7 protein-coding genes are annotated in these 11,623 nt (G+C 66.5%); all 7 read left to right on the top strand.

Annotation, left to right across the window (positions count from 1 at the left end; genetic code table 11):
- Positions 1–25 precede the first annotated feature (25 nt).
- The 7 genes from J2X20_RS19170 to prsT all read left to right on the top strand — a co-directional run bounded on the left by J2X20_RS19170 (position 26) and on the right by prsT (position 11,602).
- Positions 26–1,489 carry a leucyl aminopeptidase gene (locus tag J2X20_RS19170; RefSeq protein ID WP_310267965.1) on the top strand — a complete coding sequence of 488 codons (1,464 nt, stop codon included), beginning with the start codon at positions 26–28 and terminating at the stop codon, positions 1,487–1,489.
- 3 nt (positions 1,490–1,492) lie between these two features.
- The gene (locus tag J2X20_RS19165; RefSeq protein ID WP_310267963.1) at positions 1,493–1,915 is read left to right on the top strand and encodes a DNA polymerase III subunit chi; all 423 of its coding nucleotides are present in this window, start codon (positions 1,493–1,495) and stop codon (positions 1,913–1,915) included.
- A gap of 117 nt (positions 1,916–2,032) precedes the next feature.
- Positions 2,033–3,175, top strand: coding sequence for a branched-chain amino acid ABC transporter substrate-binding protein (locus tag J2X20_RS19160; protein WP_310267960.1), 1,143 nt, complete (start codon positions 2,033–2,035; stop codon positions 3,173–3,175).
- Between the two features lie 681 nt (positions 3,176–3,856).
- Positions 3,857–5,245: a TIGR03013 family XrtA/PEP-CTERM system glycosyltransferase gene (locus J2X20_RS19155; protein WP_310267958.1), complete on the top strand. Its 1,389-nt coding sequence runs from the start codon at positions 3,857–3,859 to the stop codon at positions 5,243–5,245.
- Positions 5,246–5,376: 131 nt separating this feature from the next.
- Positions 5,377–7,461 carry an XrtA/PEP-CTERM system histidine kinase PrsK gene (prsK, locus tag J2X20_RS19150; RefSeq protein WP_310267955.1) on the top strand — a complete coding sequence of 695 codons (2,085 nt, stop codon included), beginning with the start codon at positions 5,377–5,379 and terminating at the stop codon, positions 7,459–7,461.
- On the top strand, positions 7,458–8,819 hold the full coding sequence (prsR, locus tag J2X20_RS19145) for a PEP-CTERM-box response regulator transcription factor (RefSeq protein ID WP_310267952.1): 1,362 nt from the start codon (positions 7,458–7,460) through the stop codon (positions 8,817–8,819). Before prsK ends, prsR begins: the two co-directional genes overlap by 4 nt.
- Positions 8,816–11,602 carry an XrtA/PEP-CTERM system TPR-repeat protein PrsT gene (gene prsT, locus J2X20_RS19140; protein ID WP_310267949.1) on the top strand — a complete coding sequence of 929 codons (2,787 nt, stop codon included), beginning with the start codon at positions 8,816–8,818 and terminating at the stop codon, positions 11,600–11,602. Before prsR ends, prsT begins: the two co-directional genes overlap by 4 nt.
- Positions 11,603–11,623 lie beyond the last annotated feature (21 nt).

Below are 11,623 nucleotides of genomic sequence, written 5' to 3'. Positions count from 1 at the left end.
GCACTTCTATCTACTTCCAGTCATTATGGACTTCAAGATTCAAACCGCTGAGCTCGATGCGCTCGCGGGCGCAGGCGCCGACGCCCTGGTCGTCGTGCTTGGCGGCGAGGCCCTGCCCAAGGGCCTGGATGCGGTGGTGGCCAGGCATGCCCAGGCCGCCATCAAGCTCGGCGACTTCGCGCTGAAGGGCGGCCAGGCTGTCACGCTGACCCATGCCGAAGGCGTCAAGGCGCCCCGCCTCGTGCTGGCCGCCAGCGGCAAGACCACGCTGGCCGCGGCGCGCGCTGCACTGGCAGCCGGCCTGTCCCAGATCAAGTCGCGTGGCGCGGTCAGCGCGTCTGTGGCGTTTGCAGGCTTTGACGCCGGTCTGGCCGAGTCGCTGGCCGAGCAGGCGGCCCTCGCCGCCACCGATGCGGTCTATCTTTACCGCCACACCAAGCCCAGCGCACCGGCCGCGCCCAAGCTGGCCAAGGTCAGCCTGCTGGTGGGCAAGGCCGACGTGAAGGCGGCCAAGGCCGGCCTGGCACGCGGCGAGGCCATCGCCGCCGGCGTCGAGCTGGCGCGTGAATGCGCCAACCGTCCGGCCAACTACGCGACGCCGACCTACCTCGGCCAGGTCGTGCAGGAGCTGGGCAAGACCCACGGCCTGAAGGTCGAGGTGCTGGACCGCAAGGCCGTCGAGAAGCTCGGCATGGGCAGCTTCCTGGCCGTGGCCCAGGGCTCGGACGAGCCGCTGCGCTTCATCGTCGCCCGCTATGAAGGCGCGGCCAAGACGGTGGCGCCGGTCGTGCTGGTGGGCAAGGGCATCACCTTCGACACCGGCGGCATCTCGCTGAAGCCGGGTGCCGAGATGGACGAGATGAAGTTCGACATGGGCGGCGCGGCCAGCGTCATCGGCACGCTGCGCGCAGTGGCCGAGCTCAAGCCCAAGCTCAATCTCGTCATGATCGTCGCGGCCTGCGAGAACATGCCCAGCGGTCATGCGGTCAAGCCGGGCGACGTCGTCACGTCGATGTCCGGCCAGACCATCGAGATCCTCAACACCGACGCCGAAGGCCGCCTCATCCTCTGCGATGCGCTGACCTATGCCGAGCGCTTCAAGCCCGCCGTCGTCGTCGACGTCGCGACGCTGACCGGCGCGTGCGTGATCGCCCTGGGCGGCGTGCGCAGCGGCATGTATGCCAGCGACGATGCGCTGGCCGCCTCCCTGGCCGCCGCTGGCGATGCGGCCCTCGACCCCTGCTGGCGCATGCCGCTGGACGACGACTACGCCGAGGGCCTGAAGAGCAACTTCGCCGACGTCGCCAACATCGCCGGCCGCGCGGGCGGCTCCATCACGGCGGCCAAGTTCCTGCAGCGCTTCGCCAGCAAGTACCGCTGGGGCCATCTGGACATCGCCGGCACGGCCTGGAAGGGTGGCGCCGCCAAGGGCGCGACCGGCCGGCCGGTGGGCCTGCTGACGCACTTCGTGCTGAGCCACGTCAAGTAAGCAGTGACCGTCCAGGTCAGCTTCTACAGCGACGCGGCGGACCCGCTGCACTTTGCCTGCCGCTTGATCCGCCGCGCCCTCGCGTCGGGCAAGCCGGTGGGTGTCTGCGTGGGCCCGGCCCAGGCCACTCGTCTAGACGAGTTGCTGTGGAGCTTCGATGTGGCCGAGTTCATCCCGCATCGGCGTTGGAACGGCGCCACGCCGCCCGCGCCGGGCGAGGTCCTCTTGGTGGATGACGCGGCGCGCCTGCCGCATCGCGGACTGCTTTTGAACCTGGGCGATGACATGCCCTCCGACGCGCTTGCATTTGAACGCGTGTTGGAGGTCATCGGCCAGGCGCCGGAACGCGTTCAGGCAGGGCGTGCGCGCTATCGCGTCTATCAGCAGGCCGGTGCCAGGCTGGACCACTTTTCAGCAGCAGGTTGACAACGCTGCGTCCACGCTTTCCCGAATGAGAGCCCCCCGGATTTGGGGTATGTTCATTTGGTTGAAAACTCAACAGTTGTCTGTTTGTTCCTTTACATCTCAAACCGGAGTTGATCCATGCAAGTCAAATTGAATGTGGTGGTCGGTGCAGTGGCAGCGCTGCTCAGCGGTGCCGCAATGTCTCAGGATCTGGTGGTCAAGATCGGTCACGTCGGCCCGACCAGCGGCGCCATCGCCCACCTGGGCAAGGACAATGAGCTGGGCGCCCGCCTGGCCATCGAAGAACTGAACGCCAAGGGCGTCATGATCGGCGGCAAGAAGGCCAAGTTCGAGCTGCTGGCCGAAGACGACGCCGGCGATCCGAAGCAAGGCACGGCCGCTGCCCAGAAGCTGGTGGACTCCAAGGTCAATGGCGTCATCGGCCACCTGAACTCGGGCACCTCCATCCCGGCTTCCAAGGTCTACAGCGACGCTGGCATCCCCCAGATCTCGCCGTCGGCCACCAACCCCAAGTTCACCCGCAACGGCTACAAGACGACCTTCCGCGTCGTGGCTGACGACGTGCACCTGGGCGGCACCCTGGGTCGCTACGCCGCCCAGGACCTGAAGGGCAAGTCCATCGCCGTCATCGATGACCGCACGGCCTATGGCCAGGGCGTCGCCGACGAGTTCGAAAAGGGCGTCAAGGGCGCGGGCGGCAAGATCGTCGGTCGCGAGTTCACCAACGACAAGGCCACGGACTTCACCGCCATCCTGACCTCCCTGAAGGGCAAGAAGCCCGACGTCGTCTTCTTCGGCGGCATGGACGCCGTGGCCGGCCCGATGCTGCGCCAGATGAAGCAACTCGGCATCGAAGCCAAGTTCCTGGGCGGCGACGGCATCTGCACGGGCGAGCTGCCCAAGCTGGCTGCCGGCACCATGGGTGACGGCCAGGTCGTCTGTGCCGAAGCTGGTGGCGTGGAAGGCGAAGCCAAGAAGGGCATGGACGACTTCAAGGCCAAGTTCAAGTCCAAGTTCAACGTCGACGTGCAGATCTACGCCCCCTACGTGTATGACGCCGTCAACGTGATGGCTGCCGCCATGGTCAAGGCCGGCTCGGCCGAGCCGGCCAAGTACCTGCCCGTGCTGGCCAAGACCGCCGGCTACAAGGGCGTGACCGGCACCATCGCCTTCGACGAGAAGGGCGACATCAAGAACGGCGCCCTGACGCTGTTCACCTACAAGGGTGGCGCTCGCGAGCAGATCGCCGTCAAGCGCTGATCCCGCGCCCAAGCTGAACGCCCGCGCCAGCGGGCGTTTTCTTGGACCCGAGCCCGCCGTTGGCGGGCTCGTTCTTTTGTGGCGCGAGTTTGCGCAATTGGCAAATCCAGGACGACAAATGCCGCAGCACTGCGACAGGGCTTTTGCCCGGTTCGTGAATACTGCCCACAAATGGAATTGCCGCAATATTTGTGGTGGCGCTGGCGGCGTTGCGGCAACTCGACCGCTCATAAAGCGGTTTCGTCGGATTTCAAAGGAATACGTGTGCGTTTCGCACGCTTTGAGAAGTCTGGCGCCGCTGCTGTCATGGTGCTGTCGCCCGCTTTCGGTTCTACTGCCGCCCGTTGTGAAAATGACCGTGGCGGCCCGCTGCGGAAGGCTGTGTCACGACACGGATTCAAGGGGCAAGCACCCTCTAAACGGGGGGCTTTCAAGCCAGGGTGCCAGAGGCATGATGCCGGCGCGATCAATGGCAGGTCGGATATGTCCGTTGCGGCGTGAAGCCGAAGGGCAGTCGAGACCAGTCGGGCGGTCTCCGAGGAGGTCTGTGTCGTCGAGGTGGCCGTCAACGCGGTGGCGCGATGCGGTCTCAGCGCTAGGGTGAATGGAATATCGATATTTGATTCGAGTTTCGTTGATCGGATTGCAGATGCGGAAAACGCCAGGTAGTAATGATCGGGGATGCAAATGATTCGAATATTCAACCATTACCTGCACAAGCAGACCTTGCTCCAGGTCTTCTTCGATCTTGGCCTGATTGTTTTTGCGGTCATTGCCGTCGTGCTCAGCCAAGGTGAGTCGGCGCAGACGGTGCTGCCCTTTGCGGCCTCGCACGGCCTGTCGCTGGCCGGCTGCATGTTCGTGATCAATTCGGCGACGGGCTTCTACCAGCACGTTCACAACCGCTCGATCACCGAGTCCTGCGCCCGCGCCCTGTTCGGCCTGCTGTTCGGCCTGCCGCTGGCCTATGCCATCTTCAGCCTGGTGCCTTCCAACACCAGCCACCGGGACATGCTGACGCTGGTGGCCATGATGGCCGTGGCCGCGGTGATGATCCATCGCGTCTACGCAGCGCATTCGGGCACCCAGGCCCGCATGCGCAGCCGCATCCTGATCTTCGGCACCGGCGTTGCGGCCCGTACCGTCGGCAACACGCTGCGCGCTTCCGACCCGCATGCGCAGATCGTCGGCTTCTATGCCGGCCCGAACGAAGAACATCCCGAGGTGCCTCAGGCCGAGATCATCAACGACGGCGCCAACCTGACTGAAGCCGCGTTGAAGCACAACGTGGACGAAATCGTCGTGGCCCTCAGCGAGCGCCGTGGTGGCAGCATGCCGCTGCGCCAGCTGCTGGACTGCAAGCTGTCCGGCGTGCGCGTGGTCGATATCGCCACCCATTTCGAGAAGACGCTGGCCCAGATCAACATCAAGCACGTCAATGCCGGTTGGCTGGTGTTCGGCGACGGCTTCAGCCAGGGCATGCTGCGCGCCGCGATCAAGCGCGTCTGCGATGTCATCTTCGCCGCCCTGATCCTGGCGGTGACCTGGCCCATCATGCTGGCCACGGCCCTGGCTATCCGTTTCGAGTCGCGTGGCCCGGTGCTCTACCGCCAGGAGCGCGTCGGCCTGAATGGCGTGCCCTTCAGCGTCATCAAATTCCGCAGCATGCGCACCGACGCCGAGAAGGATGGCAAGCCGCGCTGGGCGACCAAAAACGACGACCGCGTGACCCGTGTCGGCCGCTTCATCCGCAAGGTCCGCATCGACGAACTGCCCCAGCTCTTCAACGTGCTGTGGGGTGAGATGAGCATGGTTGGCCCGCGCCCGGAGCGCCAGTTCTTCGTCGACGACCTGATCAGCAAGATCCCCTACTACGCGGTGCGCCACAGCGTGAAGCCGGGTGTCACGGGCTGGGCCCAGGTGCGCTACGAATACGGCTCGACCATCGAAGATTCGGTCGAGAAGCTGCAGTACGACCTGTACTACGTCAAGAACCACTCCCTCTTCCTGGATCTGCTGATCATGCTGGAGACCGTGGCGGTGGTGCTGACCGGCAAGGGCGCTCGCTGAGCGCGACCGCGCTTCGGCGTAAGCGCCGATGCCCGAGGCCCCGGGGCATGCTTGAATGACGCATGTCTCTTGTCTCCGATCTGGACTCTGCCCCCGGCGCCATGGTTGAGGCGCTGGCTCCCTTGCTTTCCTTGAGCAGCCTCGGCGATCTGATCTGCTGCGTGGCCTATGGGCTGTTCGCGCTCTATTTCGCCCAGCGGCTGCTGCGCGGCAGGCTGCCTGTCTCGGCGCTGGCCGTCGTCTTCCTGGCCGCCTTGAGCGTCAGCTCGATCTGGTCGGGCCTGGCCCTGGTGGACGAGCTGCGCCACTGGTCGGACCGCCTGCCGACCTGGCTGGTTCCTGGCCTCGATCTGCTGCGCTTCGGCCTGTGGTTTGCGTTCATGCTGATGCTGCTGCCGCCGCCCCGGCGCGGTGGCGGTCTGGGGTGGATGCGCCCGATCGCCGTGGCCGTGGTGCTGGCCCGCCTGGCGCTGATCGTGCTGGGCGAGAACCTGCCCGTGGAGGCCTTGGCCCGCGCCCAGGCGTTTGCATCCCTGGGCTTGGCCGTGCTGGGCCTGGTGCTGGTCGAGCAGATGCTGCGCAATGCGACCGCCGATGCGCGCTGGAATGCCAAGCCCGTCTGCCTGGGGCTGGGTGCCGTCTTTGTCTTCGACCTCTTCATCGGCTCCCAGGCGGCGCTGTTCCAGCACTTCGATGGCGATGCCATCAGCGTGCGCTCCCTGGTCCACGCGGCCGCGGTGCCGCTGCTCTACGTGGCGTCGCGCCGGCATGCCGACTGGCTGGGCAAGCTGCATGTCTCGCGTGCAGCGGTCTTCCACTCGGCCACGCTGCTGCTGGTCGGCGCCTACATGCTGGTGGTGGCCGGCGTGGGCTATTACGTGCGCTACACCGGTGGCCAATGGGGGCGGGCCTTGTCGGTGGCCCTGGTTTTCGTGGCCCTGGTGGCGCTGACCCTGCTGATCGCCTCGGGTTCGATGCGCGCGCGGCTGCGCGTCTACATCAGCAAGAACTTCTTCAGCTACCGCTACGACTATCGCGAGGAGTGGCTGCGCTTCACCCAATTGCTGTCGGGCAGCGCCGAGCCCCAGCACACCGCCGAGACCGTGGTGCGCGCCCTGGCCAACCTCGTCGAAAGCCCGAGTGGCATGCTGTGGCTGCAGCGTTCGGCGGGGGGCGACTTCGTGCAGAACGCGCGCTGGAACCTGCCGGCCCAGGCGGTGACGGAGGCCCGCGACGGGCCGCTGGCGACGTTCTGGCGCGAACGGGCCTGGATCGTCGACGTGAACGAGTACCGCCAGCACCCCGAGGCCTACCCCGGCCTTGAATTGCCCGACTGGCTGGCCGAGGAGCCGCGCTGCTGGCTGCTGGTGCCCCTGCTGGTGCGCGAGGCCCTGATCGGTTTTGTCGTGCTGGGGCGGCCGCGTGCCGTCGTCGAGCTGAACTGGGAGGTGCGCGACCTGCTGCGCACGGCCGCCAGCCAGGCTTCGGGTTATCTGGACCAGGCCCAGGCCACGGAAGCGCTGCTGGAGGCCCGCAAGTTCGATGCCTTCAACCGGATGTCGGCTTTCGTGGTGCACGACCTCAAGAACATCGTCACCCAGCTTTCGCTGATGATGAAGAATGCCAAGCGCCTGCGCGACAACCCGGAGTTCCAGCAGGACATGCTGGACACCGTGGAGAACTCGCTGGAGAAGATGCGCCAGCTGATGCTGCAGCTGCGCGAGGGCGACAAGCCGCATGGCGTGACCAGCGGCGTCGACCTGGAGCAGATCGCCAAGGGCCTCGCGGCAGCGGCGTCCAGCAAGGGCAGGGTGCTGGAGCTGGAGCTGCAACCGGGCGTCAGCACGCGGGGCCATGCCGAGCGTGTCGAGCGGGTGCTGGGCCATGTCGTGCAGAACGCCTTCGACGCCACACCTGCCAGCGGGTTTGTCCGCCTGAGGCTGGATGCCGAGGGCAGCCAGGCCCGCGTTCGCGTGGAGGACAGCGGCTGCGGCATGAGCGAGGATTTCATACAGAATCGGCTCTTCAAGCCGTTCCAGACCACCAAGGCCAGCGGCATGGGCATAGGCGCCCACGAGAGCTATCAATACGTACAGGAACTGGGAGGCAAGATCAGCGTGCAGAGTGAATTGAACCGGGGCACCACCGTGACCTTGCTGCTCCCGCTGTTCCATGCGCAGGCGGACGCACCCTTGACTGCATTGGACGTTCAATGAGCACGCCCCGTCACGCGCCGCTGCTGATCGTCGAGGATGACCTGGCGCTGCAGAAGCAGCTCAAGTGGTCGCTGGACCGTTTCGAATCGGTCACCGCCGATGACGTTGCCAGCGCCGTGCTGCAGTTCCGCCGCCACAACCCTGCCGTCGTCACGATGGACCTGGGCCTGCCGCCCGATCGCGATTCGGTCTCCGAGGGCTTCAAATGCCTGGAAAAGCTGCTGGAACTGGATCCCGGCGTGAAGGTCATCGTGCTGACCGGCCAGAACGACCAGGACAACGCCCTGCGCGCCATCCGCACCGGCGCCTACGACTTTCTCGCCAAACCCGTCGACCCCGACGTGCTCAGCCTGACGGTCGAGCGCGCCTACCGCCTGTATGAGTTGCAGCAGGAAAACCGCCGCCTGCAGATGCAGCAGAGCAGCGACGTCTTCTCGGGCCTGATCACGCGCGACCCGGGCATGCAGCGCGTCTGCCGCATGATCGAGAAGGTGGCGCCCAGCGACGCCACCGTGCTGCTGCTCGGCGAGAGCGGCACGGGCAAGGAAGTGCTGGCCCAGGGCCTGCACGACGCCTCCAAGCGCAAGGGGCGTTTCGTCGCCATCAACTGCGCGGCCATTCCCGAGACATTGCTGGAGAGCGAGCTCTTCGGCTACGAGAAGGGCGCCTTCACCGGCGCGACCAAGTCCACCCTCGGCAAGATCGAGACCGCCAATGGCGGCACGCTGATGCTGGACGAGATCGGCGACCTGCCCATGCCCTTGCAGGCCAAGCTGCTGCGCTTCCTGCAGGAACGGGTCATCGAGCGCGTCGGTGGCCGCCAGGAGATCCCCATCGACGTGCGCGTCGTCGGCGCCACCCACCAGGATCTCAAGGCCCGCATCGCCGATGGCCGCTTCCGCGAAGACCTCTTCTATCGCCTCGCCGAGATCGTCGTGGAGATCCCGCCGCTGCGCGACCGCATGGGCGACCCCGTGCTGCTGTCGCATGCCTTCGCGCGCCGCTTCGCGACCGAGATGCGCCGCCCCGTGCCGACGCTGGCCGACGACGCCGTGCGCGCGCTGGAGGTGCATCGCTGGCCGGGCAATGTGCGCGAGCTGCAGAACATGCTCAAGCGCGCCGTCATCATGTGCGAGGACGACCGCATCGCGGCGGTGGACCTGGGCTTGCGCGCAGCCCCCGAGCCGACGGACGACAACGCGACGCTGGACCTGCGCACCGTCCGGGAGAACGCCGAACGCCAGGCCCTCATCACGGCGCTGGCGCGCACGGACGGCAACATCGTCCGCGCGGCCGAATTGCTGGGCATCAGCCGCCCGACCCTCTACGACATGATGAATCGGTTGCAGATCAAATGACGAAGAAACACAAGCTGCGGCCCGTCCGCCTGGCCGGCGCCCTGCTGGCAGCCTCTCTCCTGCTGACGGCCTGCTTCGACGAAGGCGCGCCCCAGCTCGTCGCGTCGGGCAAGGCACGCATGGAGAAGAAGGAGTACAAGGCCGCGGCCATCGACTTCAAGAACGCGCTGCAGAAGGACTCGACGCAGGTTGAAGCGCGCTTCCTGCTCGGCAAGGCCCTGCTCGAGACCGGCGACGTGCAAGGCGCCTGGGTGGAGCTCTCCAAGGCGCGCGAAGCCGGCTTCAACAACGACGAACTGGTGCCCGTCATGGCCGCTGCGCTGATCCTGCGCGGCGAGAACGACAAGTTCATCGCGGAGTATGCCGACGTCCAGCTCACGGCGCCGCAGCGCCAGGCCGAACTCAAGGCGGCACTGGCGATTGCCTATGGCGGCAAAGGCAAGTACGTCCAGGCGCGGGCCGCAGCCGAGGCCGCCCTGCAGGCCGACCCCAACAACATCGTCGCCCAGCTGGCCATCGCCCAGCTGCTGATGGTTTCGGGGGACAAGACCGGCGCCCTGGCCCAGGTCGACAAGACGCTGAAGGCCCATCCCGAATCCAGCCGTCCCTGGGTCGCCAAGGCAGATCTGCTGCAGGCGTCCGGCAGCGAGCCCGCCGACGTCATGGCGGCCTATCGTGAGGCGCTGAAGCTCGACAAGGGCGACATGCAGGCGCATCTGGGCGTCATCCAGCTGTTGCAACGCCAGCGTGACTTCGACGGCATGCAAAAGCAGCTCGAGGAGCTGGAGAAAGTCCAGCCCGGCGGCTTGCAGGGGCGTTATTTCAAGACGGTGTTGGCCTTCGAGCGGCGCGACCTGAAGACCGCCTTCGAGTTGTCGCAGCAGCTGCTGAAGGTTGCGCCGCAGAACCCCCGCTTCCTGCAGCTGGCCGGCATGATCGAATACGAACGAGGCGGCTATCTGCAGGCGGTCGCCCACCTGGGCAAAGCGCTGGCCAATTCGCCCACGCCGAATACCGTGCGGGTGCTGATGGCCCGAGCCCAGTTGCGCGCCGGCGACCCGCGCAAGGCGCTGAGCTTTGTTCAGCCGCTGTTGGACAACGACAACCCTGCGCCCGCCGACGTCTACTCCGTTGCCGCCGACGCCTATCTGCAGATGGGCAACAGCGAGGCCGCCAAGCGCATGTACACGAAGGCGGTCAAGATCAACCCGGGCGACACGCGCGGCCGCACGGCGCTGGCTCTGGCCGATCTCAGCGAGGGCCGCGGCGACAGGGCCCTGGCCGAGCTGAAGATCCTGGCTGGCGCGGACAGCGGCATCGAGGCCGATGTCGTCATGGCCATGGCCCATCTGCGCAGCAACCGGCTGGACGAGGCGGTTGCCGTCGTCGACGGCATCGAGAAGAAGCAGCCGGGCAAGCCGATTGCGGCCTTCCTGCGTGGGCGCATCGAGCAATTGCGCGGCCACCGCGACAAGGCCCGTGCGGGCTATGAGGAGTCCGTGAAGCGTTCAGCCGCCTATCTGCCCGCGGCCACGGCGTTGGCCGCCATGGACTACGAGGAAGGCAAGCCGGCGGCGGCTGTGGGCCGCTACGAAAAGGTGGTGGCTGCCGACCCGCAGTCCGTCGAGGCCACGATGGGCCTGATCTCCGCCAAGGCCCGCAATGGGGCCAAGGCCGAGGAGACGCGCAGCCAGCTCGAGGCGGCCATCAAGCGCTTCCCCGAAGTCGAGGCACCGCGACTGGGCCTCGTCTCGCACCTGCTGGAGATCGGCGACGCCAAGGGTGCGCTGCAGGCCGCCAATGACGGCGTCAGCCGCTTTCCCGACAATCCCTTCCTCTACGAAGCCCTGGGTGTCGCCGAGTCGACGACCGGCAACTTCAACCAGGCGGCGCAGTCCTTCAGCAAGATGGCGGCCTTGCAGCCCAACTCCGTGCAGCCGCTGATGCGGATGGAAGAACTGCAGGAGGCTCGCAAGGACATTCCCGCCGCCATCGTGCAACTGCGCAAGGTGTTGAGCATGAAGCCCGACCACCTGCCGGCCCAGGTGCGCCTGATCACGCTGCTGTCGCGCACGGGCAAGTCCGCCGAGGCGCTGGCCCTGGCCAAGACCGTCCAGACCCAGTCCCCCAACGAGCCTCAGGGCTGGACCTTCGAAGGCGACCTGCTGGCCTCTCAAGGCAAGTGGCCGGGGGCCATCGCTGCGCTGCGGACCAGCTTTGCCAAGCGCCCCGCCGAGGACACCGCCATCAAGCTGCATCGCGCCCTGCTCAGTGGGGGGCAGCCGGCCGAGGCCGCCAAGCTGGAGGCCGAGTGGCTGGCCAAGCAGGGCGATTCGCCGCTGTTCAACTTCTACCTGGGCGACCAGGCCATGGCGCGCAATGACTTCGAGCGGGCCGAGTTGCGCTACCGCAAGGTCGTCGACGCCCAGCCGGGCAATGCCGTGGCCTTGAACAACCTGGGCTGGCTGCTGCACCGGGCGGGCAAGCCGGGTGCCCTCGACATGGTCGAGAAAGCGCTCGCACTTGCGCCAAACACGCCGGCGGTGATCGATACTGCAGCCGAGATCCAGGCGGCGACGGGCCATCTGGACAAGGCCTTGCCGCTGCAGAAGCGGGCGGTGGAGCTGAACCCCGAACAGCCCATGCACCGGCTGCACCTGGCGCAATACCTGATCAAGAACGGCCAGAAGGTTGAGGCGCGCACCGAGCTGCAGCGTCTGGCGGCTCTGGGGAGCAACTTCTCACAGCAGCAAGAGGTACAAAAGCTCCTGGCTTCCCTTTGAGCTGCTCCACCGGGGGCGGCT

This window comes from Roseateles saccharophilus, assembly GCF_031458095.1.
In the GTDB taxonomy this organism is placed as follows: Bacteria; Pseudomonadota; Gammaproteobacteria; order Burkholderiales; family Burkholderiaceae_C; genus Pelomonas; species Pelomonas saccharophila_A.
Note: the sequence above shows the minus strand (reverse complement) of the source record. Positions and strands in the feature narration are given on the sequence as shown.

Bases quoted from the DNA above. Each gene is read 5' to 3' on its own strand.
- J2X20_RS19170 (WP_310267965.1), top strand. From the start codon at position 26: ATGGACTTCAAGATTCAAACCGCTGAGCTCGATGCGCTCGCGGGCGCA.
- J2X20_RS19160 (WP_310267960.1), top strand. From the start codon at position 2,033: ATGCAAGTCAAATTGAATGTGGTGGTCGGTGCAGTGGCAGCGCTGCTC.
- J2X20_RS19155 (WP_310267958.1), top strand. From the start codon at position 3,857: ATGCAAATGATTCGAATATTCAACCATTACCTGCACAAGCAGACCTTG.
- prsR (WP_310267952.1), top strand. From the start codon at position 7,458: ATGAGCACGCCCCGTCACGCGCCGCTGCTGATCGTCGAGGATGACCTG.
- prsT (WP_310267949.1), top strand. From the start codon at position 8,816: ATGACGAAGAAACACAAGCTGCGGCCCGTCCGCCTGGCCGGCGCCCTG.